The 26,654-nt window shown below is 60.6% G+C and carries 24 protein-coding genes and 1 pseudogene; 16 read left to right on the top strand and 9 right to left on the bottom strand.

The window, feature by feature from the left end; all coding sequences use genetic code 11:
- The first annotated feature begins 181 nt into the window (after positions 1 to 181).
- Genes AN936_RS23380 through AN936_RS23370 form a run of 3 tightly spaced genes read left to right on the top strand, consistent with a single transcriptional unit; the run spans position 182 to position 2,366 of the window.
- On the top strand, positions 182 to 1,498 hold the full coding sequence (locus AN936_RS23380) for an aromatic ring-hydroxylating oxygenase subunit alpha (protein WP_234715873.1): 1,317 nt from the start codon (positions 182 to 184) through the stop codon (positions 1,496 to 1,498).
- Positions 1,498 to 2,019, top strand: a complete 522-nt coding sequence (locus AN936_RS23375) for an aromatic-ring-hydroxylating dioxygenase subunit beta (protein ID WP_054590663.1) — start codon at positions 1,498 to 1,500, stop codon at positions 2,017 to 2,019. The genes AN936_RS23380 and AN936_RS23375 overlap by 1 nt, the downstream gene beginning before the upstream one ends.
- Positions 2,020 to 2,030: 11 nt before the next feature.
- Complete coding sequence (locus AN936_RS23370; protein ID WP_054590662.1) at positions 2,031 to 2,366, top strand: non-heme iron oxygenase ferredoxin subunit; 336 nt, start codon at positions 2,031 to 2,033, stop codon at positions 2,364 to 2,366.
- 16 nt (positions 2,367 to 2,382) lie between these two features.
- On the opposite strand, the gene AN936_RS23365 is transcribed toward AN936_RS23370, so the two are convergent.
- Positions 2,383 to 2,874: a MarR family winged helix-turn-helix transcriptional regulator gene (locus tag AN936_RS23365; RefSeq protein ID WP_084758716.1), complete on the bottom strand. Its 492-nt coding sequence runs from the start codon at positions 2,872 to 2,874 to the stop codon at positions 2,383 to 2,385.
- 37 nt (positions 2,875 to 2,911) lie between these two features.
- Here AN936_RS23365 and AN936_RS23355 point away from each other — a divergent pair.
- Positions 2,912 to 4,083, top strand: a protein-coding gene (locus AN936_RS23355) for an IS3 family transposase (RefSeq protein ID WP_149037845.1) whose coding sequence is annotated in 2 segments (ribosomal slippage) — positions 2,912 to 3,164 and positions 3,164 to 4,083 — 1,173 coding nt in all. Because the reading frame shifts where the segments join, the coding sequence is not laid out codon by codon here.
- 394 nt (positions 4,084 to 4,477) lie between these two features.
- Here the strand turns inward: AN936_RS23355 and AN936_RS23350 are convergent.
- Complete coding sequence (locus AN936_RS23350) at positions 4,478 to 5,155, bottom strand: HD domain-containing protein (RefSeq protein WP_084758715.1); 678 nt, start codon at positions 5,153 to 5,155, stop codon at positions 4,478 to 4,480.
- Positions 5,156 to 5,229: 74 nt separating this feature from the next.
- Positions 5,230 to 6,876 (bottom strand): amidase, encoded by a 1,647-nt coding sequence (locus AN936_RS23345; protein ID WP_084758714.1) that lies wholly within the window; start codon positions 6,874 to 6,876, stop codon positions 5,230 to 5,232.
- Here AN936_RS23345 and AN936_RS23340 point away from each other — a divergent pair.
- A complete protein-coding gene (locus AN936_RS23340) occupies positions 6,853 to 7,617 on the top strand; it encodes an IS6-like element IS6100 family transposase (RefSeq protein WP_001389365.1) in 765 nt (254 codons plus the stop codon). The two genes, AN936_RS23345 and AN936_RS23340, sit on opposite strands and share 24 nt — an antisense overlap.
- Positions 7,618 to 8,159: 542 nt before the next feature.
- On the opposite strand, the gene AN936_RS23335 is transcribed toward AN936_RS23340, so the two are convergent.
- A complete protein-coding gene (locus AN936_RS23335) occupies positions 8,160 to 9,053 on the bottom strand; it encodes a LysR family transcriptional regulator (RefSeq protein ID WP_054590657.1) in 894 nt (297 codons plus the stop codon).
- Between the two features lie 110 nt (positions 9,054 to 9,163).
- On the opposite strand from AN936_RS23335, the gene AN936_RS23330 reads away from it, so the two are divergent.
- On the top strand, positions 9,164 to 11,269 hold the full coding sequence (locus AN936_RS23330; protein ID WP_054590656.1) for a malate synthase G: 2,106 nt from the start codon (positions 9,164 to 9,166) through the stop codon (positions 11,267 to 11,269).
- A 50-nt stretch (positions 11,270 to 11,319) separates the two neighbouring features.
- Here the strand turns inward: AN936_RS23330 and AN936_RS23325 are convergent, their stop codons facing one another.
- From AN936_RS23325 to AN936_RS23310, 4 genes and pseudogenes are all read right to left on the bottom strand, one after another.
- Positions 11,320 to 11,697 carry a chromate transporter gene (locus AN936_RS23325; RefSeq protein WP_054590655.1) on the bottom strand — a complete coding sequence of 126 codons (378 nt, stop codon included), beginning with the start codon at positions 11,695 to 11,697 and terminating at the stop codon, positions 11,320 to 11,322.
- 6 nt (positions 11,698 to 11,703) lie between these two features.
- The gene (locus tag AN936_RS23320) at positions 11,704 to 12,570 is read right to left on the bottom strand and encodes a recombinase family protein (RefSeq protein WP_006961816.1); all 867 of its coding nucleotides are present in this window, start codon (positions 12,568 to 12,570) and stop codon (positions 11,704 to 11,706) included.
- Positions 12,571 to 12,712: 142 nt separating this feature from the next.
- Positions 12,713 to 15,622 carry a Tn3 family transposase gene (locus AN936_RS23315; protein WP_006961814.1) on the bottom strand — a complete coding sequence of 970 codons (2,910 nt, stop codon included), beginning with the start codon at positions 15,620 to 15,622 and terminating at the stop codon, positions 12,713 to 12,715.
- 124 nt (positions 15,623 to 15,746) lie between these two features.
- Positions 15,747 to 16,382: pseudogene (locus AN936_RS23310) on the bottom strand (chromate transporter); the annotation flags it as partial.
- A gap of 62 nt (positions 16,383 to 16,444) precedes the next feature.
- Between AN936_RS23310 and AN936_RS23305 the strand changes: the two are divergent.
- Complete coding sequence (locus AN936_RS23305; protein ID WP_001389365.1) at positions 16,445 to 17,209, top strand: IS6-like element IS6100 family transposase; 765 nt, start codon at positions 16,445 to 16,447, stop codon at positions 17,207 to 17,209.
- 201 nt (positions 17,210 to 17,410) lie between these two features.
- On the opposite strand, the gene AN936_RS23300 is transcribed toward AN936_RS23305, so the two are convergent.
- A complete protein-coding gene (locus tag AN936_RS23300; RefSeq protein ID WP_004213195.1) occupies positions 17,411 to 17,719 on the bottom strand; it encodes a hypothetical protein in 309 nt (102 codons plus the stop codon).
- A 255-nt stretch (positions 17,720 to 17,974) separates the two neighbouring features.
- Between AN936_RS23300 and AN936_RS25205 the strand changes: the two genes are divergently transcribed.
- The 9 genes from AN936_RS25205 to AN936_RS23255 all read left to right on the top strand — a co-directional run bounded on the left by AN936_RS25205 (position 17,975) and on the right by AN936_RS23255 (position 26,600).
- Positions 17,975 to 18,127 (top strand): hypothetical protein, encoded by a 153-nt coding sequence (locus AN936_RS25205; RefSeq protein ID WP_006949649.1) that lies wholly within the window; start codon positions 17,975 to 17,977, stop codon positions 18,125 to 18,127.
- Positions 18,128 to 18,450: 323 nt separating this feature from the next.
- Positions 18,451 to 19,212 carry a replication initiation protein gene (locus AN936_RS23290; RefSeq protein WP_234715875.1) on the top strand — a complete coding sequence of 254 codons (762 nt, stop codon included), beginning with the start codon at positions 18,451 to 18,453 and terminating at the stop codon, positions 19,210 to 19,212.
- Between the two features lie 111 nt (positions 19,213 to 19,323).
- Positions 19,324 to 20,205 (top strand): DUF7146 domain-containing protein, encoded by an 882-nt coding sequence (locus tag AN936_RS23285; protein WP_007016055.1) that lies wholly within the window; start codon positions 19,324 to 19,326, stop codon positions 20,203 to 20,205.
- Positions 20,199 to 20,789: a thermonuclease family protein gene (locus AN936_RS23280; protein ID WP_006949646.1), complete on the top strand. Its 591-nt coding sequence runs from the start codon at positions 20,199 to 20,201 to the stop codon at positions 20,787 to 20,789. Before AN936_RS23285 ends, AN936_RS23280 begins: the two co-directional genes overlap by 7 nt.
- Positions 20,790 to 20,905: 116 nt before the next feature.
- Positions 20,906 to 21,226, top strand: a complete 321-nt coding sequence (locus AN936_RS23275) for a hypothetical protein (RefSeq protein WP_006949645.1) — start codon at positions 20,906 to 20,908, stop codon at positions 21,224 to 21,226.
- Positions 21,227 to 21,776: 550 nt separating this feature from the next.
- Complete coding sequence (locus AN936_RS23270; RefSeq protein WP_021319980.1) at positions 21,777 to 23,552, top strand: ParB/RepB/Spo0J family partition protein; 1,776 nt, start codon at positions 21,777 to 21,779, stop codon at positions 23,550 to 23,552.
- Positions 23,553 to 24,035: 483 nt separating this feature from the next.
- Positions 24,036 to 24,908, top strand: a complete 873-nt coding sequence (locus tag AN936_RS23265; protein ID WP_004213405.1) for an ArdC family protein — start codon at positions 24,036 to 24,038, stop codon at positions 24,906 to 24,908.
- Between the two features lie 147 nt (positions 24,909 to 25,055).
- On the top strand, positions 25,056 to 25,316 hold the full coding sequence (locus AN936_RS23260; protein ID WP_006968047.1) for a hypothetical protein: 261 nt from the start codon (positions 25,056 to 25,058) through the stop codon (positions 25,314 to 25,316).
- Positions 25,317 to 25,319: 3 nt separating this feature from the next.
- Positions 25,320 to 26,600 (top strand): Fic/DOC family protein, encoded by a 1,281-nt coding sequence (locus AN936_RS23255; RefSeq protein ID WP_054590654.1) that lies wholly within the window; start codon positions 25,320 to 25,322, stop codon positions 26,598 to 26,600.
- Positions 26,601 to 26,654: the final 54 nt, after the last annotated feature.

Raw genomic sequence — 26,654 nt, 5'->3', positions numbered from 1 at the left:
AAACGTCTCTCGGCCACCCACTGAAACCGGTTGCACATAGTAGTAAAAACAACTATGGAAAAAGCAACCATCAACCGCTAGCGGGTGGATCGGGTCATTCTGGCAGGCTGGCACATTTCCAGCCATCCGGAGGGAAATGTCAGCCGCCGTGAATTGCACGCAGTACCAGGACAGAAACGAGATGCTGATAGAGGATCGCCCTGGAGAGGGTACTTTTACGGTCGACCGCTCCGTTTTCACCGACGAGGACCATTGTCGCCGTGAGCTGACTGCGGTGTTCGAATCCGGATGGGTCTTCATCGGTCTGGAAAGCCAGCTTCGGCAGAAGAACAGTTTCTTTACGACCCATATCGGTCGACAGCCGGTGCTCGTCACGCGAGACGATCAGGGTAAGCTGGGCTGTTTCCTTAACAGTTGCCGACACCGCGGAACCATCCTGTGCCCGTTCAAACAGGGGCGGCAGAAATATCATGTCTGCCGCTATCACGGCTGGTCTTATGATTCCGCTGGCCGCAATGTTCTCGTTACCGATAAGGACTCGGGTCAATATCCCGCCGCTTTCGACCAATCCGACCACGGTCTCATTCCCGTTGCGCGGCTCGGTTCCTACCGCGGGCTTCTGTTCGCCAGTCTGTCGGCGGATGTTCCCGATCTGGACAGCCATCTCGGCGATGCGCGCCGCTTCATCGATCTGCTGGTGGACCAGAGCCCGGTTGGAGAAATCGAGTTCGTCCCCGGTGATCTGGTCTATACCTTCCAGGGCAATTGGAAGCTCCAGTTCGAAAATGGTCTGGACTATTATCACTTCCAGTCGACCCACAGCTCTTACGTCGATATCCTTGCTGAGCGCGTAAAGGCCGGCACGGTCGAAGACGTCGTTCTCGGGACCGATGAGCCGGGGCAGGGCAGCTTCAGCTTCACCAATGGACATGCGGTCAATTGGTCGATCCACAATGAAGACCGTTTTGGGCGCCCCGTTCTGATGGAGCCCGGCGGCCTCGATGGTCTGCGTGAGAGGGTTGGTGCAACCTCTGCCAAATGGATGGTCCGGCAACGGAACCTGACCATTTTCCCGAATCTTCAGATCATCGATATCGGTGCAGCCCAGATTCGAACATGGCGACCCCTGGCGGCCGGCTTGACCGAGATGACGTCGCACTGTGTGGGCATGGTCGGCGAGAGCGGTGAAGCGCGCCGCAAGCGCATTCGGAACTACGAGGATTTCTTCAATCCGTCCGGGCTCGCCACGTCCGATGACAATGTCATGTATGAGCTCTGCCAGTCTGGCTATGCCGCGGCTGCAGCCGGGCCGTCGGAAGGCTATTTGCGCGGCATGGGGGCTGCGCTCGATCGGGCGCAGCCCCACGCCGACGAACTGGGCATCAACCCGGTAGAGAGCAGTTTTGGATCCCTTGGTTTTGGCGGGGAGACCAACTTTCATCCTGGCTATCGGGAATTGGTGCGGCGTCTGGCAGATGCTGCTGGGGGAAAGAATTGATGATCGAGATCGATACCGACCGCTCCATCGGGGCGGCGGAGGCCATTGCCAGGGATGTATTGTACCGCGAGACGGAGGCACTGGATCGTCAGGAATGGAACAATTGGCTCGACTGCTATTGTGAAGATGCGCGTTTCTGGGTGCCGACCTGGATAGCCGAACACAAGCTCGCCGACGATCCTGACCATCAGGTATCCATGATCTATCATGTGGGCCGGCGCGAACTCGAAGAGCGGGTGTTTCGCATCACGTCGCGCAAATCGGTCACCGCAATGCCGCTCCCCAGGACGCTGCATATGCTGTCCAACATTCGCGTTTCCGGCAATCGCCCGCAGGACATCTCCGTCAGCTGTACTGGCCAAACCGCAGTATATGATGTTCGGCTCGGCATCGTTCATCCCTTCTTTGCGCGATATACCTACGCATTGCGGGAGGCCGGTGGATCCTGGCGTATCAGCGAGAAGATCGTCCACCTGATCAACGACCGCGTACCCACGGTCCTCGATTTCTACAGCATATGACGGAGCGCGCGATGAGTGGGGAGGAAAGCGCGTCGGCGACCTGGCACAGCGTCGTCGACTGTTCGGCGGTCGATTCGGGGGAAGCTTACGGCGCCGAGATCAATGGCCAGCAGATCGTCATATTCCATACGGAAGAAGGTTTCTTCTGCACCGGGAATCTCTGCACGCATGGCGAAGCGATGCTGTCGGACGGGCTGTTGGACGGATGCATTGTGGAATGCCCGCTGCACTTTGCCCAGTTCGACGTGCGGACGGGAGAGGCTCTTTCAAGCCCCGCTTTCATCCCCGTCTCCTCCTATCCGACCCGCATCGTCGATGAGAAAGTCGAAATATTGATGCCCAGCTGAGGCCGCTTGGCCGTCATCATTTCTGCCGGATCGACATGAGGTCGACGTCGAATGGCTCGGCCTCGCTTCCCATGAGCGGGATCCGGGCGTCCAGGTAATTGACCATGTCGATCAGCGTTTCGACCTGCTCGGCCGTGAGCCCGCCGATAAGGCGAGCATGTCGTTTTTCGACCTCGTCAAATGTTGCCGCGTAGCGCCGGCGCCCTTCGGCTGTAAGGCTGATCTTCGTCGTGCGCCTTGCGACGTTCGGGACCGCCACGATATCGATCAGGTCACGCTCTTTCAGATCCCTGACCGCACGGCTGACCGCCGCCTTTTCAAGATATTGCGACGTCCAGATATCATAGGCGCTACATGGTCCGACTGACGCGATGTGCGAGAGAATACGCCACTCGAGCAAGGACAGATCGAACCGTTCGCCGAAGAACCGGTTCGCCGAGCTGCGCAACCGTGCCGCAAACCGCGACAGCACGGTTGGAACTGACGTGACCCCCGGCTTTTCCTCCAAGCTTGATTAGAGTCCGGCCTGATGGAAGGACGGACGAATGAAGCGAGCAAGGTTCACAGAAGAGCAGATCATTGGTGTGCTGAAGGAGCAGGAGGCTGGCGCGAAGACCGGCGATCTGGCTCGGCGTTACGGCGTGTCGGAAGCGACGATCTACAACTGGAAAGCCAAGTACGGTGGCTTGGAGGTGTCGGAGGCAAAGCGATTGCGGGTGCTCGAAGACGAGAACGCCAAGCTGAAGCGCTTGCTGGCTGAGGCTATGCTCGACAATGCTGGCCTGAAGGATCTTCTGGGAAAAAATTGGTAACGCCCGCTGCCAAGCGAGAGGCGGTCGCTCGTCTTCAGGCAATCCTGGGGATGAGCGAGCGGCGGGCGTGTCGCGTCATAGGAGCGGATCGCAAAAGCATGCGCTACCGATCCCAACGGGATGATGATGCCGACCTTCGGTCGAGGCTGCGCGAGCTTGCGCAGCAGCGCCGTCGGTTCGGCTATCGCCGGTTGCATATCCTGCTGCGGCGAGAGGGTATTGTGATCAACCGCAAGAAGACTCAGCGGCTCTATAGCGAAGAGAAGCTGGCGGTCCGACGCAGGCGGAACCGGCGCCGTGCTATCGGCGCACGCGCACCGGCTCCCGTGCTGGCGCTACCCAACCAACGGTGGAGCCTGGACTTTGTGTATGATCAGTTGGCGACAGGACGTCGTTTCCGGGTGCTCAACATCGTCGACGATGTAACCCGTGAATGCCTGCGTGCGGTGCCGGACACATCGATCTCAGGGCGTCGGGTGGTGCGTGAGCTCACCGATCTGATCGCCGAGCGCGGCAAGCCTACGATGATTGTCAGCGACAACGGCACCGAGCTGACGTCAAACGCCGTCCTCGCCTGGTGCGGGGAGGTCGGCGTGGAGTGGCACTACATTGCCCCGGGCAAACCAATGCAGAATGGCTACGTCGAGAGCTTCAACGGTCGCATGCGGGACGAGCTGCTCAACGAGACCCTGTTCCTGAGCCTTGATCATGCCCGCGTCGTGATCGCTGCCTGGGTAGAGGACTACAACCACGAGAGGCCGCACTCATCCCTTGGATATGAAACCCCAGCGGCCTTCGCCGCTGAACTGGATAAGCAATGGCCTGCTACGCTACGCCCTACGGGCTCCGCTCCACAGGCCATTGCTCAACACGCGCTCATGCGCAACAAAGCTGCCGGACTCTAATTCGCGCTGGTGGAAACTAGGGGGTCACGTCAGAACGTAACGTTCGAAATCGATCGAATCCAACAACTCGATATCCGAACTCTTCGTAGCGGCTTTGGTCATAACGTTATCAATGCCGGTTCGATCGGCCCGCTTCAAGGCTTGATCCCATCATGTCGGAATCAAGTTTACCGATCGAGACAAAAGCATTGCTTTGTTGCTACCCGGATGGCGAGAATCGTGGATCACGACCGACGATGTAATCGGGACGATGGCACATCTCGGCCATGCGCTCGTCACGTTAAGAGACAAAGCAAATCAATTCCCCATTGCCGTCGTCGAAGCGAACCCGGCAGTGAAAGGGGGAGCATCCCGGCCGGGTTGGTGCCAGTCTGGATGCTCCCTCGCTCACACTTCAGGCACTCTGCGCAGCCTGACGCTCGCGGACCGACCACGGGCTATCAACAATCTGTTGCGCGGCCTGCTGGCACGGCCAGGGATGGCCATTGCCGATGGCCACGTCGGCGGCCCAGGTGAACATGTGGGCAAAAGGCTTTTCGAGCGCCTTTTTCGATACCATGTCCGAAAACGCCTGCGGGAAGCCGATGATCGGCAACGCTTCGAGCAATTCTTCAATCATCGCGGGCGGTAGAGTGTCGAGACCAAAACCGGCGACATCGGCACCAGCCCCCATCAGGACGAGAGCAGATTCCGGCGACTTACGCTGAGCAATGCCCATCGAATTGTGCAGAACGATGGCATCCCAAACGAGTTCGATGCTCTTCTCGCTCATGCCACGCTCGCGCATCAATTTGGCGGCGGTGTCGGCGCCGTCGACCTCGAAGCGCTGATCGGCGGACGAGAATTCGTCAACCAGCCCGATATCATGCAGGGCGGAGGCGACAAAGGCGAGTTCTTCGTCGAACTTCTGCCCCGTCTGGCGCACCGCGAGGCTGCCAAGAATATAGACGCGCAGGCAGTGGTTGCAAAGATGGCGGGGCTGTTTGCCGACCATTAGCTCTGCTGCGGCGAGAGCCAGGGGGCTGTCCGGAATCCGAACGCCTAGGATCTCCGAGGGAAGGGTCACGCTCATGATATAATTTGTCCTTCTATAGAGCTCAGGATCGCCGAAACGGCTGCCCTGAGGTATCGATCGCTTTGGTTCGCTCAGGAAATTCCGCCGACGATCTTGAACTCCGCAACACAACGCCCAGCCGCCGCGCGGTGAAGCGCGACGACAATCGATCCATAGGGACCACGCCAGCGGCTATGGAGCCGAGCATGGGCCGCCATGGGCAATCTGATCGAACCGGCAAAGCGTCGCCCATCTCTCGTGACGGCCAGGGGCGTGCCGTTGACATACAGCCGGACGTCTCCCGCCTCGCCGCCGACGACATCGCCTTCGATGGCGATGGTGAAATATCCGTCGTCACTGACAGGCAATTGCTCAGCTTCCCAGCGCAACTGACCCGGATCGCCGCCTGTCGAGGAGGGGGAGGCGCGCAGCGCCGTATATTCTTCTCCCAGAGGCGGAGTTCTCTGCGGCAACGGACGACGTGACCGGCTGCTCTCGAACGCATATGCGTAGGACAAGAGGGCATTGTCGTCATAAGCTCGGCCGGCAAAGGTCAGGCCGATCGGCATACCGATGTCACTCATGAGGCCCATCGAAGTGGTAACGGTCGGTATCCCCAGATGCCGAATGGCCTGGTTGCCGTTCGCGACCCACACGCCGTTGCGCCACGCGGCTTTTTGCGACTGAGCGTTATAATCGCTATCCGCGTGACCGACATCCGCCACCGTGGGAAAGACGACCGCATCCAGGCCGAGCGCGTCCATCCATTCCTCGAGGTCGATGCGTCGGGCAGCCTCGAGGCCCGCTATGCCCTCGTCGAGATAAGGGATCTGGTCTTTGGGCAGCACCCCTTCCCGGGCAAGTGATGGAAAGGATGGGAAATTCGGAATGTCGCCATAGAGTTCAGGCAGCGCTCCCGGAATGGAAGGCAAAAGGAGATCCCCATCGACATCTGCTAGGCGATTCAGCTTGGGATCGCCATTGGCGCGCAGATAGTCGTCCCACGCGAACATGGTCAGATCCCAAACTTCGGCCTTGGGAAAGCCTTCGGGGACGAGGCCGCGCTCGACCAGCCGGTGCGCGGGATGGTGGTCACCCTCATAATTGGTGATGACGGGAAAATCGACTTCCACCACCTCGGCGCCCAATGCCAGAATATCGGCTTCGGCCAGCGCCCATTGATCGATGATGCTTTGGCGCGTCTCGACAGGATGCGGACCCTCCGGATCCTTGTTGATGTACATTTTGGGCACACCGATCCGTTTACCCGCCAGGGCGGAAGGATCGCGCAGGGTGCGATAGTCCGCTGGGCGGACTTCGGACGAAGAAGGAAGCAGGACGGCGCGCTGCTCGCGCCAGAAGTCGCCGCGCGTATCGGGGTCATCAGTGACCAAGACGTTGAGCACCTCGAACAGGTCATCGGTCGAGCGCGCATAAGGCACGACGACGTCCATCGTACCGACGAGCGGCCAATTGCCCCGTATCGATATGACGCCGCGCGACGGGGTATAAGCGACCAGACCGTTGTTGGACGCCGGCGCCCGTCCCGACGACCAGGTCTCTTCCGCCAAGCCAAAGGCGCCGAAGCTTGCTGCCGTGCCGGTGCCGGAGCCGTTGGAGGAGCCGGAGGCATAGGCCGCGGTTAGGAAATTTTGGCTCTGTTGCAAAAATCGTGAAGCTTGAGCATGCTTGGCGGAGATTGGACGGACGGAACGATGACGGATTTCAAGTGGCGCCATTTCCAGGGTGATGTGATCCTGTGGGCGGTGCGCTGGTATTGTCGCTATCCGATCAGCTATCGCGACCTTGAGGAAATGCTGGCGGAACGCGGCATTTCGGTCGACCATACGACGATCTATCGCTGGGTCCAGTGCTACGCCCCGGAGATGGAGAAGCGGCTGCGCTGGTTCTGGCGGCGTGGCTTTGATCCGAGCTGGCGCCTGGATGAAACCTACGTCAAGGTGCGGGGCAAGTGGACCTACCTGTACCGGGCAGTCGACAAGCGGGGCGACACGATCGATTTCTACCTGTCGCCGACCCGCAGCGCCAAGGCAGCGAAGCGGTTCCTGGGCAAGGCCCTGCGAGGCCTGAAGCACTGGGAAAAGCCTGCCACGCTCAATACCGACAAAGCGCCGAGCTATGGTGCAGCGATCACCGAATTGAAGCGCGAAGGAAAGCTGGACCGGGAGACGGCCCACCGGCAGGTGAAGTATCTCAATAACGTGATCGAGGCCGATCACGGAAAGCTCAAGATACTGATCAAGCCGGTGCGCGGTTTCAAATCGATCCCCACGGCCTATGCCACGATCAAGGGATTCGAAGTCATGCGAGCCCTGCGCAAAGGACAGGCTCGCCCCTGGTGCCTGCAGCCCGGCATCAGGGGCGAGGTGCGCCTTGTGGAGAGAGCTTTTGGCATTGGGCCCTCGGCGCTGACGGAGGCCATGGGCATGCTCAACCACCATTTCGCAGCAGCCGCCTGATCGGCGCAGAGCGACAGCCTACCTCTGACTGCCGCCAATCTTTGCAACAGAGCCTTCGGCGGGGAATGGGAGCAGGCTTTTGCGTTCCCCTCTGCCGCCCTTCGCTTCGCTCGGCGCCTTGGCCAGAGTCACGCGCCTCTGGCCGACCCCGGAAGGGGAGAGGGGAATCGCTCGAAAATCAATTCAGGGTCGTGCTTCGCTCGCGCTGAAGGCGCAGCGCCATCGCTTGGTAGCGGACGGCGCGTTCATTGTGGAGGGCGATGGTGGCCTGGTCTGCGCCGCGTAGGCGGGCTTCCCTGGCTTGCCGCGCTTCCTGGGCGGCACAGGCGGAAAAATGTGATGCGTCATGGGGGCGCATTGCCCTTATCCTCTCTTAATTTCTTATGGCTCGAACGATAACATCGACCTGTTTCCTGCTGCCATTACGCATGTTAACGCCGGAAAGCTTCCGTTTTTTGACGCTGGTCTGGCAAGTAATTCCGGAAGCGGATATCACAGCTTTTCAAGAGGTTGAGCGGGATCGTCCCCTTTCCCTCTTTTTGTCAGTTGCTCCAGTTCCAAGACGCGTCGCGGAACGTGTCGCGCAGGTAGGCGATGAAAGCGTCCACGGCGGCGGGGCGGCCCGCGGCGCGGGGGTGTACGGCGTGGACGGCCAGGTCCGCGGGGCCTTCCCAAGTGTCGAGCACGCGGACGAGGCTTCCTTCCGCGATCAGTTCGCCCACATCCCACAGCGAGCGCAGCGCAATGCCGACTCCGGCCACGGCCAGTTCGCGCACGATTTCGCTGCTGTTGGTGCGAACATGGCTTTGGCCGTCCACCAGCTTGAGCGCACGCCCGCTGACCAACCGCCATGGCAATTGTCCATCAGCCGCGAGCAGGCGGTGGCGGGGGAGATCGGCGATCCTTTCCGGCGTGCCGTGGGCAGTCAGATAGGCGGGGCTGGCGCAGAGAATGCGGCGGTTAGCGGCAAGGTAATGCCCCTCCAGATGCGCGGGAATGTCGCTGGTGATGCGAATGGCCATATCGATACGTTCGGCAAGCAGGTCTTCGTAGGCGTCGGAAAGGTTCAGTTGGAGGTCGACGCGCGGATGCTGTTCCAGGAAGCGGCCGACATGGGGCGCGACGTGCAGGCGACCGAAGGAAGTGGGTGCGGAAATTCGCAATGGGCCCGATGCGGTTCGGTGGCGGTTGGTGACGCGGTCTTCCGCTTGGCGGATGGCGTCGAGAATGGCGACGAGATCGCGGTGAAGGGTGGCGCCCTCCTCCGTCAGGGCGAGGCGGCGGGTGGTGCGATGGACGAGGCGGACGCCGAGGCGGGCTTCCAGCCGCGAAAGGCGTTTCGACATCATCGCAGGCGAGATGTTCAATATGCGGCCAGCGGCGGAAAGGCTGCCCGCTTCCACCGCGCGGGCGAAGAGGAGATAATCCGGGTCCATCGATGATCTTTTCCTATGAGGAACAGATGCTTTGAACCTTTATCGTCTAGTGCGACGATGGTACGGCGTCTATAGGCATTGTCCCGGTCTTTTGATGGAGAATGCCCCCGATGGACGGAATGATCGACAAGTCCGGCCTGATGGCCGCCGCCGCATTGGCGCGCTTTATCGATGGCGAGGTTCTGCCCGGGACGGGGATTGAGACCCATGCCTTTTGGGCAGGTGCGGCGAGCATTTTCGAACGGTTCGCGCCGCGCAACGCGGCTTTGCTGGCAAAGCGCGATGCGATGCAGGCGCAGATCGACAATTGGCATGTCGCGCATGCGGGGCAGCCGGTGGATGGAGAGGCATATCGCGCTTTCCTCACAGGCATCGGCTATCTGGTGCCGGAACCTGCGCCTTTTTCAGTCGGGTCAAGCCGGGTCGATGAGGAACTGGCGACCTTGGCGGGGCCGCAGCTGGTGGTGCCGATCCTCAATGCGCGGTTTTTGCTCAATGCTGCCAATGCGCGTTGGGGGAGCCTGTATGATGCGCTTTACGGCACGGATGCGATTGCGGGTTCGCCTGCCGGCAAGAGCTATGATCCGGCGCGCGGGGCTCAGGTGATTGCCTGGGCCAAGGCGTTTCTCGACCGGGCGGTTCCGTTGGCGGAGGGAAGCTGGGCCGAGTGGGCTGGTGGTGTGCCGGTGTTGCGGGATGCTTCGCAGCTTGCGGGCCGCGCGGGGGATAATATCCTGCTGCGCAATCATGGGCTGCATATCGAATTGGTGATCGATGCGGCGCATCCCATCGGGCGGGATGATCCGGCGCATCTGGCGGACGTGGTGCTGGAGTCGGCGCTGTCGACCATCTGCGATCTGGAGGATTCCGTCGCTGCGGTCGACGCGGTGGACAAGGTTGCGGCCTATGCGAACTGGCTGGGGCTGATGAAGGGCGATCTGGAGGACAGTTTCGAAAAGAATGGCGCCATGATGACGCGGCGGTTGCACGGCGACCGCAGCTATGTCGCGCCGGATGGAACCGGGTTCACATTGCCGGGGCGGTCTTTGCTGTTCGTGCGCAATGTCGGTCATTTGATGACGACGCCTGCGGTGCGGCTACCCGGTGGGGCGGAGGCCCCGGAAGGGATATTGGATGGAATCGTCACCAGCCTGATCGCCTTGCATGACATTCGGCGCAACGGGCGCGTCGTCAACAGCCGGGCGGGCAGCATCTATATTGTGAAGCCCAAGATGCACGGGCCGGAGGAGGTTGCCTTCACCAATGACCTGTTCGATGCGATCGAGGATCTGCTGGGGCTGGAGCGGCATCAGCTGAAGGTGGGGGTGATGGATGAGGAGCGGCGCACTTCGGCCAATCTTGCCGCATGCATCCATGCGGTGAAGGACCGGATCGTCTTCATCAATACCGGCTTTCTCGACCGCACGGGCGATGAGATCCATACCTCGATGCGGGCGGGGCCGATGATCCGCAAGGGCGAGATGAAGGGCGCTGCCTGGATCAAGGCCTATGAGGATCGCAATGTTCAGATCGGCCTCGCCTGTGGGCTGTCGGGCAAGGCGCAGATCGGCAAGGGCATGTGGGCGGCTCCCGATCGAATGGCGGACATGCTGGAGCAGAAGATCGGGCATCCTATGACGGGGGCGAATACAGCCTGGGTGCCTTCGCCCACGGCGGCGACTTTGCACGCTACCCATTATCATGCAGTGGATGTTTTTGCGCGGCAGGAGGAGCGGAAGGCTGAGCCGGTGGCGGGGTTGGATGCGCTGTTGACGATTCCGCTGGCGGCGGGCGTGAACTGGTCGGCGCAGGATGTGCGCGACGAGCTGGACAATAATGCGCAGGGGATTTTGGGCTATGTCGTGCGCTGGGTGGACCAGGGCGTGGGCTGCTCCAAGGTGCCGGACATTCATGATGTCGGCTTGATGGAGGACCGGGCGACGTTGCGCATTTCTTCGCAGCATATCGCGAACTGGCTGCTGCATGGGGTGTGTTCGGCCGAGGAGGTGGATGCGGCCTTGCTTCGGATGGCGGCGAAGGTCGATGCGCAGAATGCGGGCGATCCGCTTTACCAGCCGATGAGCGGGCGGGAGGAAGAGAGCGTTGCCTTCAAAGCGGCGCGGGCGCTGGTGTTCGAAGGGGTCGCGCAACCCAACGGCTATACCGAGCCGCTGCTGCACGCCTATCGGGCGAAGGCCAAGGCGGCCCTGGATTGACCGGTTCGTTTCAAGCGAACGGATGGAGGTAGTGCGATCTTCTTAGTCCGCTAGGCAAGCAGGACGTATGCGGCGCCTGCTATCGCCGAGCAGACCAGGACCGGCAGGACTCCGGCCTTCAAGCGCAGGACGGCGACCAGGGCCGCGGCAGAGAGGGCGAGCGCGGGGAGGTTGACCGAGGCGAGGACGGGGACGTCGAGCGATCCGGTCGGCGTCGGCACGGCGTTGACCTTGCCGAACAGCGTGTGGATCGCGAACCAGAGGGCAAGGTTCAGGATCACGCCGACGACCGCCGCCGTGATGGCGGTGAGAGCGGAGGAGAGGGCGCGGTTGTCGCGCAGGCGCTCAATGAAGGGGGCTCCGGCGAAGATGGCCCAGTCGGCCCGAAGCTGCGATTTTGGCCATGTTGAAGAACAAAGATTGAACATGGCGATCTACCAGGCTCGCTCTTGTCCTCCAATCTCGTAAACATCGGTCTCGATCGAGCACCTGTAGCTCTCTGCGATGTTGAACATCTCTGTCTGGAGAGATGCGATCTCATCATCGAGGCTGACGCCATCGGCACCCTGATCATAGGCGACGGTCAGCGTGTAATCGCAGTTCCCGGTCTTTTGCATCTGGTAATCCCGCTCCAGCATCGCCTCAATGCGCTCGCGAGCGGGCTTTCTGCCACGACCATGCTTGTTGAAGTTCTCGATGGTCAGATGCAGGGCGATGGTGACAGAAGGCGGCTTTTCCGGCAGCCCGATCCTTGAAGGAATGACGTCAAGCGCCCGATAGACGGTCATTCTTGAGATCTTGAGGTCGCGCGCGACGCTGGCCTTGCTCGCGCCGGCGGTGATCCGGCGTCGGATTTCATCGTCATCGATGTTTTTCTTCCGGCCTTTGTAGACGCCTTCGGCGCGCGCCGCCTCGATCCCGGCGCGCTGCCGGTCCTTGATGAACGTCAGTTCCATGTCCGCGACCATGCCCAGAATGGTGATCACCATCCGCCCCATGCTTCCGGCCGTCGTCACCTCCGGCTCAAGCACCCGCAATGAGGCTCCCTTCTGGTCGAGTTCATGAACCAGATTGAGAACATCGCGTGTGGAGCGACCGAGCCGATCGAGACGCAGGACGACGAGTTCGTCATCGGCGCGCAGGAACTGCATGATCGTCTCAAGCTCCGTGCGTCCAGTGCGCGATGCGCCCGAGCCTGTTTCGGAGCGGAGGATTTCACAGCCCGCTGCCTTCAACCGGGCAACCTGGATGTCGAGATCCTGGTCGATGGTGCTGACGCGGGCGTAGCCGACGCGGGTCATGGGCAAATCCGTCACATTAGGGTGGCTTTGCCCTCGTACAGTAACATTGGTGACGGAACCACCCTTTTGTGACATGTCGTATATGTCACTTCCGATCGTCACGTTCGGGTGCACCCAAATGGTGCGAGCGGAAAGGCCCCGGTCAGGCAGCAAGCCGCCCAAAATCGATCCGGCTATTCAGATCGAGGTCGAAGCGGCCATAAGGATTGACGTGGCTGTAAATCAGCGGTGTGAGGCCGCGATAATCATCCGGCGTCATCCGGCCCGTCCATTTCGGTTCCACCAGCACGCTCTGAAGCATTCGGGTGTTCACATAGACAAGCGACGCTTGCAGCAAATGTAGCGCCAGGACCGAGAGCTGCTGCTCATCGATGCGGTTAGTGGCGATCTCGCCGCCCTTGCCGAAGAAAACGAACCCATTGGCACTGTTCCAGTTTTCAACGACATTCAGGCCTTCATGAATTTCGCGGCGGAAGGACTCCTCGCGCAGATACCGGCACAGGAAGATCGTCTTGACCGCGCGGCCCAGCTCACTCAACGCCTTGTAGGTCGGGTGCATCACCTCGGAGCGGCTAAACCGGCGCAGGATCGCCTCCGGGTCGGCGGTTTTTGTCTGCATCGCGGCTGCATATTTGACCATCTCGTCATATTGCTGCTCGATCTCATCCCAGTTGATCGGACTGGAGAGGATCGGCTGCAAGTGGGGAAGCCGCGTTCGCATGCCGACATCGGGAAGAGCCAGCTTCTGGCGAGCGATCGCTTTCAGGCGGGGTGCAAGCTCAAATCCGAGAAGCCGGCAAAATGCAAAGCCAACCGCGCTTTGGCCATGACTATCAACATATTGTCGCTGGATTTCCATGTCGGTGCAATGGCGCAGCACGCCCTCGATCATGGAGGCGACCTCGGAGGAAGAGCAGCGCTTGAGCTGGGAATAGACGCATGTCGCGCGTCGTTCGACATGCCAGTAGATCATGACGCCCCGTCCACCATAACGCGCATGCCATTCCGTCATCAGGTTGCGATCCCAGGCTCCGAACTTTGTGGAATCTGACGCACAGGCCGTGCCGGCGTCCCCCCAGACTGCAGCATTGCGGATTGCCAGGGTCGCATTCGCAACCCTGGCACACGCCTCCTTGAGCGCCGCGGCATGAACGAAGCGGCGATGGACATGCAGCAGCTCTTCATAGCTGACATCGGGGGTGGCGCCGGCGATCCGCTTGAGCCCGGCATTCGTTCCCAGGCCGTAGAGGCATAGCAGGAGACGTTGATCCAGCGCGGTTTTCGGCAGTGCAACACGCGAGGCCGATGTTTCGAACGCTTCGAGAAGTCCCGTATCAAGGGCAGCCTCCTTCAGTACGTCGAGCAGCCCGGTCATCGGCCAGCGTTGGCCGATCTCGGTCTTGATCGAGGCGAGACCCCTGGGTTCGGGCAAGGGTTTGAACGGGGTGAGAGATATACGGTTCTCGCCGCGCCACAGCAGCCGAACCTTGTCGTTCCGGGGAATATTGGCATTGAGGAGCAACAGTTCCTGAGCAAGCTCTTCCCGGATGGCGCTTGAAAATGCACGCGCATCCGCCGTCAGGTTCAATCCTGTGTAATATGCTTCTCGCCGCGCATCGAAGTCCTTGGGAAGATCGTCATCGGGATTGCGGTATCGGTCCGCCCCGACAACCCAGATTTCCTTAGAACGGATGCGATCGCGCAGTTGCGCGAGGACACAAAGCTCATAACTGATCCGGTTTACGCGCCCCTCTTCATCAATGACGGAACTGCGCCATCTCGCCGGAATGACCTCGTCGACCGGCACTGCGTGCGGCGGCACGTAGCGGCATCCATCATCCACTTTGCTTCTGATCCAGTCCAGGGCCGCCAGCACCGGACGCCACACGGCGTTGTTCGACCGGAACTCCAGTGCCGAAAGCAGGCTTGGCAGCATACGGCGATAATGATTGGCCCATGACCTCCGCATCACCTTGTAGATCCGCCGATCCAAGGCGCCCTTTGCCTGGCTTTCCTTGATGATCGCCGCCAGTTTGTCCTTGCCGGCGATTGGGAAAATGACATCGCAGATGCGCCCGGATGGATCGTCGATCGAAGCGCTGGCAATCTCGACCAGGAGTCGCTCCTTGCCATAGACCCGCTCGATGTCTTTCGCGATATCGCCCACCACCTTGCGTTTCGAGCGCGATCCGATCTTATGGACCGTCTCGATCAGCAGGTCGACCATCGCATCCGTAAGCTGAGCTTCCCGCGCCATCAGATAAACGGCATAGAGCCCGAGCTGGCGCGCCGGTACATGCCGGCGCATCTCCGAGGCTTTCTCGCCGGCAACCCGGCGAACGATCTGATCGACCCATGCCTTGCCCGTGACCGATAGGAAATCTCGGGGAAGAGCAAGCCGTTGGATAAAGGCGAGTTTGGCGGTCACGCCAAGAATGTTTTCGAGCGTCGCCTGACCTGCATCCCCCTTCATCGTGTTGAAGCCGGTCGGGCCATCGGGATCGGCGAGCGAGGCTTCCAGCAAGGCGACCGCATCCGGCGCAAGCCGATCGCGGACTCGGGCCAACAGGGCCTCCAGATAGAGGTGTCGTTGCGAACGGACGAGGCGTTCCAGCTCCTTGCGCGACGGCCCATAGATACGGCGGTCGCGGCACCACAGGAAAACATGCTCGAGCATGGCATTGATCGGCTGCCCGCCCGCACAAAGATCGTCGGAAATCCACCTCGACAACGCCCTGCGATCCGTCTGCGTCATACGGCGGAACCCGAGATGCCGCAAAATCTCCGCGCAATGCCGGCGGGCGGTGCGCCCGGAAAAATCATAGTGGTTCACGGATTTGGCATCGAGACCAAGTTGCTCCGCCAGATACAAGACACCGTCGGAGGGTATCGACGCATGATCCGGCACAAAGAAGCCATGCCCGGCGAAAAATCTAAGCTGAACCGCCAATCCCAGTCGTGCCGTCTCCGCTTTGCCGGTCACGAACGCGATGTCCGAAAAACTCAGGCTCCAGGAGCCGATCAGATCCCCACTCGAAACGCCAAGGCTCATAACGCCGCTCCCTTATCGGAGCGGAACGTCGTTCCTCGCATGGGCGATCGTCAACAACAACCAGCCCGTTCCCGACGTGTTCTCCAAGATGACCAAAATCGCAGCTTCGGGCCGACTGGGCCAAGATCCAGAGAAAACAGGGGACGAAAGTCACCCAGGTGGTGAGGATGGCTCCCAGCGTTGCGGCGAGGAGAGGCGGGAGCGACCCGGCGTCGCGGAAAGCGGCGAGGAAGCCGACGAACTGCGTCACCATGATGAGCGGGCCGGGCGTGGTTTCCGCCATGCCAAGGCCGTCGAGCATTTCGCCAGGGCGCAGCCAGTTGAAGGTGCCGACTGCTTCCTGCGCGACATAGGCGAGGACGGCATAGGCGCCGCCGAAGGTGACGACGGCCATCTGGCTGAAGAAGGCCGCGATGCGGGTGAAGACGTCGTCGGGACCCAGGATAAGGAAGAGCGCGAGGATTGGGCCGAGCCAGAGAAGCAGAAGGATGATCGAGATCTGGAGCGACCAGCGCAGGTTGGGGCGGGCGTGATCGGGGAGTGCTTCGCCCAGTGCGGTGTCGCGGTCGTGGATGATGTTGCCTGATGCGGGGCCGTGGCCGCCGCCACCCCTGAACTGCGCGATGCCGCTGCGGCCGCCGAAATAGCCGATAAGGCCGGCCGCGAGGATGATCAGGGGGAAAGGCGCGTCGAGGAAGAAGATGGCGACGAACGCAGCGGCGGCGATGCCGCGCATCACATTGTTTTTGAGCGCGCGCGAGGGCTCTGTTGCAAAAATCGTGAAGCTTGAGCATGCTTGGCGGAGATTGGACGGACGGAACGATGACGGATTTCAAGTGGCGCCATTTCCAGGGTGATGTGATCCTGTGGGCGGTGCGCTGGTATTGTCGCTATCCGATCAGCTATCGCGACCTTGAGGAAATGCTGGCGGAACGCGGCATTTCGGTCGACCATACGACGATCTATCGCTGGGTCCAGTGCTACGCCCCGGAGATGGAGAAGCGGCTGCGCTGGTTCTGGCGGCGTGGCTTTGATCCGAGCTGGCGCCTGGATGAAACCTACGTCAAGGTGCGGGGCAAGTGGACCTACCTGTACCGGGCAGTCGACAAGCGGGGCGACACGATCGATTTCTACCTGTCGCCGACCCGCAGCGCCAAGGCAGCGAAGCGGTTCCTGGGCAAGGCCCTGCGAGGCCTGAAGCACTGGGAAAAGCCTGCCACGCTCAATACCGACAAAGCGCCGAGCTATGGTGCAGCGATCACCGAATTGAAGCGCGAAGGAAAGCTGGACCGGGAGACGGCCCACCGGCAGGTGAAGTATCTCAATAACGTGATCGAGGCCGATCACGGAAAGCTCAAGATACTGATCAAGCCGGTGCGCGGTTTCAAATCGATCCCCACGGCCTATGCCACGATCAAGGGATTCGAAGTCATGCGAGCCCTGCGCAAAGGACAGGCTCGCCCCTGGTGCCTGCAGCCCGGCATCAGGGGCGAGGTGCGCCTTGTGGAGAGAGCTTTTGGCATTGGGCCCTCGGCGCTGACGGAGGCCATGGGCATGCTCAACCACCATTTCGCAGCAGCCGCCTGATCGGCGCAGAGCGACAGCCTACCTCTGACTGCCGCCAATCTTTGCAACAGAGCCCCCAAGTATTATCCGACGCTACAGCGGGGGTCGATTGCACCGCAGCCCCCACCAAGGCGGTCGCGAGCGCGAAATTAAAAGCTTTCATCGCTTTCTCCCTCGTCATCGAGATTTATGCACATATCACGATGAGGGGGAAAGGGAAGCCTAAAACGCCAATTTGTTGCTGCATTGTTTGTCGGGAACCAATCGGATATGGTCATCCTCATATCCGTAATCGAGCACGACATGCCGCACAGCGCTTGACAGTCGCTTGTAGGTTTTAAGCGTTGGTTGCTCGAATAGGCAGACATTCAGCCACTTATCGCCACGCCACGATACTTTGACATTGATGATCCATTCACTCGACGGCAGTTGCGCAATTTCGACCGCTTGGATCATTCCCCCAGCAGGGCGGCGGGTGGTTAGTTCGCGCTCAAGGATCGGATCATACTGCCAATCGTCGCTATGCGGCATCGTGATTTATTCCCTTTTACCGATTAGGATATGTCTATCCTCGCTTTGACGGCGAGGGCAACCCGGCTTGTCGTCTCTTGCCGCGCAACCACATTACAGCCATTAAGCGTGTCAACACGCTTATTCCGGCACCACACCAACCTCTTGTGTTCTAGACCTATGGCGCGCCCGAAAAGACAGGAAGACCCTCTTCTCCCGGTTCCTTTGCCCCGGCGTCGGCCGAGCCGCGCCAACACGCGAAATCTCGCAGCATCGGTGAAACCCGAGCTGGCGGCCGAGATCAAGAACCTCGCTGAGCGCGAACAAACGTCCGTTGCTGCCCTGGTCGAAGAGGCGACGATCAATCTCTTGAAGGCACGCGGGATCGAATATCCCGACTATCTGCGCCACTACCGCAAATTGGCGTGACGAGCGCGTTATAAGCGTGCGCGCACGCTTATTCTTGCCAACCCCTTAAACTTGAGCCAGTTATGACGCGCTGATTCCGCCTTGGAGTCGGCGATTCATCTGTTGCGTGCGGGGTGGCTCCCCGAGGCGACAGGACAACAAAAAACCCTCGCTTGGCTGAGCGAGGGCTGTTTGTGCCACCGAAGTGAGCGCTTCTAACTTGGCTCTCTTTATCGGTGGTGCTGCGGCGAAAGTCAATCTCGAAAGCGTGCTTTCGGGAGCGATGGTGCTTGGCCTCGCGGGACCGACGAAGGGAGGTCCGCATGACCACTTCCATAGGCGCCGTGCTGCGTAGCACCGGCCTCGCCACGATCGACCGCGCCTTGCTTGCGCGTGCCGAAAAACCGCGCGTCAAAGTCTGGGCCGGCAGCATCGCCGTAGGCCACGAAAAGCGGGCCAAGGCTTACACACCGATCCGCAATGCTCGCCAGATGCGCGAGATGATCGAAGCCGCAAAGCTCTACGAGCGGCAAACGCTCGCGCAGCGGCGGACAACCACACCGCGCATTCGCAACGGAGCTATCGGACAGGCCGGCATCCAGATCATCGAGTTCCTGGCCCGTGTCATCGACTATAGCACTGGCGCGCTGTTCCCCAGTCTTCACACGATCATGGATGGAACCGGCCTCAGCAAGAATTGCGTCGTTCAGGCGCTTTCGCGTCTCAAAGACGCGCGAATTATCGACTGGTTCAGGCGCTACGAGCCGGTTCCCGACCACGAAGCGCAAGGCGCTGGCCCGCGCATCAAGCAGGCCACGAACGCCTATCGCTTCCTCTTCCCCGCCTTCCTCTCGAAAATCTTCGCTGCTCGCCGCCGTCGCGGCGTCGCGGCCGATCCAGCCCCCGCTTGCGAACAATATCGCCAGATCGAGGCGGCGCGCGACATGGAGCGCATGAGGGATCAGCTGCCCCTATGGGAGCTAACCCGCGAAGAGCGGGACAAGCGCGAGCTGGCGGACATTCTCGCCAGCCTGGGCCAAGCGATTGAGGCGAAAGAACGTGAGTCATCCGCAAGTGAAGATAACCGGCGGAGATATTTATATTGAATGGCCCTAGTCGGGCCATGCGCGATATTGGCATGTATCCCGACCGTTTGCCCGCCATCGTGAAATGTGTATAAATCCCAATGTCGGGATACCGTTGACGAAAGAAGTTCGATGCAGATGGACGTCGAAGCACGCGCACGTCAGATCGTAGCGGATATGGGCGGCCACTGGCGCGGCTCATATGGCATGGTTTGCTGTCCAGCCCACAACGACCGCAATCCGTCGCTCCAAGTCACCCCCGGCAAGAAGGCCGTCCTATTCAAATGTTGGGCCGGTTGCAGTCAGGAAGCCGTCTGGTCCGCGCTCAACAGCCGCAAAATCAATCGCCACACGAGCGGTGAAACGGTCGATCGCGCGCCCGAACCCTCGCGCCGGAAGCTCGCCCTCCAACTATGGGATTCCGCCGTGCCGATCGCAGGCACCGCGGCTGAACGCTATCTGCGTTCGCGCGCAATCGACCCGACCGGCCTCAAGCTCCGCTTCGCTCCGCGCTGCATCGTTGGTCCGCCCGACGCCCGCGAAGAGCATCCTGCCCTTCTCGTGCCGTTCGAGGCCGACGAAGGCATAATCGCCGTGCAGCGGATCTTGCTCGATCCAGCAACCGGCGAGAAACGCTACCATGCGGCGCTGCGCGAGGCGAAATTGACGCTCGGCCTGGTCCGACACGCCGCCATGCGGATCGGCGGCCAGCCAACCGGCGATGTTCTGCGCCTCGCGGAAGGCTTCGAGGAAGCCGTTTCCGTCACCCAGCTTAGTGACGGGAAATTCAAGGTGTGGGGCGCTGGCGGCATTCGCCGCTATGGCCTGATCGCGATCCCCGAACGCATCCGCAAAATCGTCATCTACTCGCAACACGGCCAGGAAGCCGCACAGGCCATAGAGGACGCGCGCGACCACCTCACTGCCAACGACCGCGAACTGAAAATCATCCTCCCGCCAGCCCCGGCGCCGATGGACTGGAACGACATTCTTCAGGAGAGAGCCAGGTGCTGATCCGAGGTTTCAAAAAATGGCCGCGAAATCAGCAAATCGCGTTGCCCATTCTCTCTGTTTTCGCGTTCGGCGCGCTGTTCAATCAGATGCAGGCGAGGAATAGCGAGCCGGTTTCAATCCATGTCGAGAACCCGCGCATTATCGACGGCGATACGCTCGAAACGCTCGATAAAAAGCGGGTGCGGTTGTCGGGAATTGATGCGCCGGATGAGGACGGCAAGGGCAATGTGCCCAAGATCGCAGCGCAGCTCTATTTGGAAGAGCTGGTGAAGCAAAATGGCGGCATGGATTGCACGAGCGATTTTCAGGACGAAAAGTTGACGATCGAGCCGATATGCAACACGCGGCGGACGAGCTGGGGCGGGTCTAACCTGTCGTGCCGGTTTCGGTCGAATGGGGCATCTGTTTCGGCAACGATGGTACGCCATGGATATGCCGTTGATTACAGGCAACATTCAGGGCTGGCCTATGCCCGTTTCATGAAAGACGCTGCCGATGAGCGACGAGGCCTTTGGGGTGTCGATTACGAGGCGATGAGGAATCTGGCGATCGAGAGGGGCCAGCTGCCGAACAAGTGCAAATGATCGGAGCCGGGAACCTGCCCTATTCCACCACACGGCTGCGCCGCGCGGCTCCACGGAGCCAGCAAAGCCGTCTCCGCCCATTCGGGTGACGGTCAGGGCTATAAGGGAAGATCAGCATGAATGATGCGACGCGAACGACGATGCAGGCCGCGCCCAGGCACAGTGCATCGCCGCGCATCGAGGCAATCGCGGCATGGCTGATCGCCGCGCTCATTCTCGCAGGCGGCGGGATCGTCGCACGCCTGATTGTCGATTATCCGCAGTTCCTGCCGAACAGCTATATCGGCTTCCTGATCTACCGGGCCGGTCCCGCCGCCACCTTGCTATGGGCCTGCGCCGGCGCGACCATCACCGTCAGTGCAGCGCCGAGGCGTCCCGTTCTCCTGATCGCTCTGGTTGGCTCGATCGCCGCGTGCTTCGCGCTCTCCGGGCTTTGATCTCTAACCCCATGCCTTGCGTTGATAATTCCGGCATTAACCCTGGAACACCACCATCCATTATCCAATCAGGCTCACAGCGTTTTCATGAGCAGGTCCCCTCACGATTATCATAGACGCTTGCGGGCGGTTGATGAGCGCGCCGCAGCTCTCCGCGCTGAATCAGAACGCTGGCAAGCCTTCTGGAATGAAGCTGGCGGAGATCAGATCGATCCTCCCATTGTCGCAAAGCCCCCACGCCGCCGCTGGTTCTCCTTCTTAAAGCGACCGCAATAGTTTGAGCGGCCCAGGGCCGCGCTCCGTCAGTGGTGGCAGCTGCCACCGGGGGAACACCAAGGGCACCCGCCCTTTCGTTCCCGAAGCATAATCGACAGGACCGGGTTGCCCGACAAGTTCGGCCAGTTCCGGCGCGCTCGCGCGCGCCGGGGCCTCCCTAGTCGCGCCGCCCGCACCACTCCCATCGATTTTGCTCCCCCCTCCCCATCCCGCGCTTCGCCAGCGGGTCAGAGCCGCAGGCCGCAGGCAGCGGCTTCGCCTAAAGGAGTGAAAAATGACCATCCAGACCATCCAACTGAACAAGCTGGCGCTTTCCGACCTCAACGTGCGGAAGGTGAAGCCCAAGGAAATCGAAGCCCTCGCCGCCGACATTCAGGCGCGGGGCGTGCTGCAAAACCTGATCGGCTATGATGAAGACGGCAAAATCAGGATTTGCGCCGGAGGGCGGCGCTACCGGGCCTTGAAGCTGTTGCAGAAGGCAAAGGCCATCCCCGGCACTTTCGAGGTTCCCGTTGAAATCCGCAGCAAGGACGAGGCGCTGGAAATCTCGCTTGCCGAGAACGCGCAGCGCGAGGACATGCACCCCGCCGATGCCATCGCAGCCTATCGGGCGATCATCGACAGCGGCAAGGACGTTGACGATGTTGCAGCATCGTTCGGCGTCTCCCCGGCCTATGTCCGCCGCGTGTTGAAGCTGGCGGCGCTGCACCCGACCATTCTCAAAGCCTTCCAGAAAGACGAAATCGGCATGGGCGCGGCGCAGGCTTTCGCGCTGACCGACGATCAGGACCGCCAGCTTGAGGTTTTCAAGCGCACCGGCGACAACGCCCACCAAATCCGCGCCATGCTCACCCAGGAGAAGGTTGCCGATACCGACAAGCATTTTCGCATTGTAGGCGAGGAAGCCTATTGCGCCGCAGGCGGCACCTTCACCACCGATCTTTTCGGAGAACGTCGCTATTGCGATGATGCGGGCCTTGTCATGGACCTTGTGCAAGATCGGCTCGACGCCATCGCCAAGGCGGCGCGCGAAGATGGCTGGCGCGATGCAGAAGGGCAGCTCTACCGGCCTGATTCCTACTGGATGCGCGGCCATCTGGAACCCGCTGGCGAGCGCGATCCGACCGAGGAAGAAACCGCGCAGCTGGTCGAGATCGAGGCGGCAATCGCCAAGCGGGAAAGCGAGGTGGACGAGGACGATCACGACTATGACGACGAGTTGCGCGCCCTGACCCGCAAACAGGACGCTATCGTATCGGCTTGCCGCGTTTTCACCGCCGAGCAGAAGGCCGAGCACTCGCTTATCGTCTTCATCGGCCATGACGGTATCGAACAGGTCGCGTTCACCCGCACCGCCAAGGGCACCGCCGCCGATGGCCCCAAGCCTCCTCGCCCCGACTACTCGCAGAAAGTCATGGATCAGCTGGGCGGCATCCGCACGATGGCGGTTCGGGAAGCCCTTGCCAGCGACCCGGAGCTGGCGCTGGACGTGCTCTTAACGGGCCTCTTGGGGCAGGTTCGCGGCAACGCTTATTCGTGGCAACAAGCCGCCGAAATCACCGCCGAGAAGAACCGCTTCCATGTTGACGATGCGGTCATGGGCCATTCCACGATTGCCGACATTGACGAGATCGCAAGGGCCGATCTTGACCGCTTGGCCGAAACACCCACGCTGGACGACATGCGCCAGATGGACAGCGAAGCGAAATTGCGGCTGCTGGCCTACTGCGTTGCCTCGCAGATCACGAGCCTTTCGTTCCACAGCGACCGCGACCGCCAGCTGGCGCAGATCGTCGGAGCCGCGCAGATCAACATGGCCGACAAGTGGGAACCTAATCAGGTATTCTATGACCAGCTTAGCAAGGCCACGCTCTTGAAGCTGCTGGCCGAAGGTTGCGGCAACGACGCTGTAGAGAATTGCCAGACCATGAAGCGCTCTGACCTTGCCGTGACGGTCAACGAGCGCCTTGCGGGGCGGCGCATCCTGCCCCCCGCCCTTCGACCCTCTGCCTTGCCCGATGCCGCCGATAGCGAAAGCCAAGCGGCATGACGGCACGGGGAGCGCGCTTCACTCCCGCGCTCCCCGCAAACTTGGGGGCGGTGGCAGCTGCCACCGCCCGGCCTTTGCGATTAGCGAATGCGCCTGTTGAGGAAGAAAATCCCGATGGGTGCGACGAACAGCACAAAATCATGCAAGCCGCCGCCAAAATGAGCGGCCAGGGCCGCGCGCTTAGTAGTCTGTCAGCTGCCACATAGGATCGAGCGGCCCAGGGCCGCGCTCCGTCAGTGGTGGCAGCTGCCACCGGGGGAACACCAAGGGCACCCGCCCTTTCGTTCCCGAAGCATAATCGACAGGACCGGGTTGCCCGACAAGTTCGGCCAGTTCCGGCGCGCTCGCGCGCGCCGGGGCCTCCCTAGTCGCGCCGCCCGCACCACTCCCATCGATTTTGCTCCCCCCTCCCCATCCCGCGCTTCGCCAGCGGGTCAGAGCCGCAGGCCGCAGGCAGCGGCTTCGCCTAAAGGAGTGAGGAAAATGGCTAAGGAAACGAACCGGATCGACATTTATCAGGCCGTCACCGACGACATTCTTGCGATGCTCGAAGCGGGCACCAAGCCTTGGGTGAAGCCGTGGAGCGGTGGGCCGACCATTCCGCTCCGGCACAATGGGGTCGCCTATCGTGGGATCAACGTCCTCAGCCTTTGGGCCAGCGCCATGCGTCAGGGCTTCGCCTCCCCCTATTGGCTGACCTTCAAACAGGCATTGGAGCTTGGCGGCAATGTCCGGAAGGGCAGCAAGGGGACCACCGTTGTCTATGCTAACAAGCTTGTCGTGAAGGACTCCGAGACGGACGACGAGCGCGCCATTCCGTTTCTGAAACGATACACGGTTTTCAATGCCGATCAGGTCGAGGGACTGGACGGCAAATATCCCGCGCCCGCCCCGATCATTACCAATCCCGAAACCCGCGACGTTGAGCTTGAAGTGATGTTCTCTCGCATCGACGCAACCGTTCGCATCGGCGGATCGCAAGCCTATTACCACACCCGCGACGACTATATCCAAATGCCTGCTTTTGAAGCGTTCCATTCCGCCGACGACTACTATGCCACGCTTGCGCACGAGGCCGTGCATCATGCAGGGCATGAAAGCCGCCTCAACCGGAAAACCCTGATTTCAACGAGCCGCGCCGACTATGCGAGGGACGAGCTCGTAGCCGAGCTGGGCGCATCCTTCATCGGCGCGATTGTCGGTTTCAAGGTCGAGGAACGCGAAGACCATGCCGCGTATATCGAGCACTGGTTGACCGCGCTCCGCAACGACAAGCGCGCGATTTTCGAGGCTGCCCGTGAGGCTCAGAACGCCGCCGACTACCTGTTGGCGATGATGACCGACCAAGCGGATTGAATGACCCGCCCTGCTAAATGCACGAGACGCCGCGCAAGCGCGGCGTCCCATTTCAGGAAAGTGAAATATGGGGGCTACTCAATGTGGTTTATATACAAATCCCGACATGTTAACTATGGGCGGGAGCAGGTCGTTTTTAGGTGCAAAATGGAAAATATCATCGACACCTACAGGAATCGCATCAAGGCGATGGGGTATGAGCCGCGTCGGCAGGAAGAGATTCCTGACGTGATGGCAGCTTATTGCGAAGCAATCGCAAATTGCAAGATTGAAGGACTTGAATTGGTTTCGGATGACCACTCTTTTTGTTTGCTGTTGGTCGAAACCCAAATTCCCGTCGATGTGGCGATTGGTCTGGCGCAGGACTACAACCGTGATGTTCTGTCCCGCCAGAAACTCGCTGCATGACAGGTGAGCGACCCTTACACCTGGCGTAACAGCGACGTTCTTCGGAACAAGCTGGGAATCCGCGACGATAATATCCTCAAGGAGCGAGAAGCTTTCTTCTCGGTTGTCCGACATGGCGAGCTGGTTGTGCAGCGCGCCGCGCCGGCGACGAACGCGCGCGAGTATCGCGAACTGCACAATCATCTGTTTCAGGACGTATATGATTGGGCGGGGCGCTTTCGGACTGTGGACATAAGCAAACCCGGCAGCACTTTTGCCCGAGCGCACTTCATTGCCCGCAGCATGGAGCACGAATTTAAGCAGCTGCCCGACCTCCAAACCCTCAAGTCGATGGATCGTGATCGCTTTGCGGATACCATGGGGCGGCATATTTCCGAATTAAATGCCGTTCATCCGTTCCGTGAGGGCAATGGTCGCACCATGCGGCTGCACTTGCAGCTACATTCCCTTGCGGCCGAGAAATTCGTCTCGATCCAGGCAATGGGGCCGAAGGACTGGATGGAGGCGAGCCGCGACAGCTTCCATACTGGAAATCACGCCTCCCTCGCCAAAGTCATCCGTGATACCATGCCCCTCGAACAGAACCGCGTCGAGCCAGCGCGTGGGCCAGCGGGCATCGCGTTTCCACCCTCGATGGAATCTCTCATGCCAGTTGGCGAACGACGCGCAATGAGTATCGAGCAGGCCAAGGATCAAATCAGCCGTTACCTACCTACTGCGCAAACCGTTGCGTCGCGGCAGCATGAGCAGCTTAATCGGATCGCGGAAACGTCCGCTGACATGCGCCAGCTGGCCGCGCGTTCAGCGCAGGAGCTTGCCTTTTTCCGCGATCCCAAAGGGCCGATGCACCACCTTCAGCTGATTGAGCAACGCCGCTATCATCAGATCGAAGTCAATTGGTCCGAGGGTATGGACCCGCTGCAAAGAGTCCGCGCCATCAGCGCGGGCGCCGCAGATTTCCTTTCGAAAATGACCGACCGCGACATTCAGGCCGCCGATCGCGCGCTACGTCTGCAAGTCATGCCTCCCGGCGTCAGTCAGGTTGATCTACGCCTTGCCGCGCAATTCGAGAAAAACTCGCCTGAGCAGAACCGCGCCGATGCCAGGTTCGCGCAATTCCAGCTCGCCATTGATAAGCGCGTCGCGACAGCTACCGAGCGCGGCGCATCGAAGGAACAGCTGGCGCAGATCGTCGAAAGCGCAAAGGCCCATGTCGCCGCAACATTGCGCGAAGGCAAATCACCGACGCCGACCGCCGAGAAATCAAAGGACCGCGAGCGCTGAAAATGAGCGGCCAGGGCCGCGCGCTTCGTAGTCTGTCAGCTGCCACATAGGATC

Origin of the sequence: Sphingopyxis macrogoltabida (assembly GCF_001307295.1) — a bacterium.
GTDB classification, from domain to species: domain Bacteria; phylum Pseudomonadota; class Alphaproteobacteria; order Sphingomonadales; family Sphingomonadaceae; genus Sphingopyxis; species Sphingopyxis macrogoltabida_B.
Note: the sequence above shows the minus strand (reverse complement) of the source record. Positions and strands in the feature narration are given on the sequence as shown.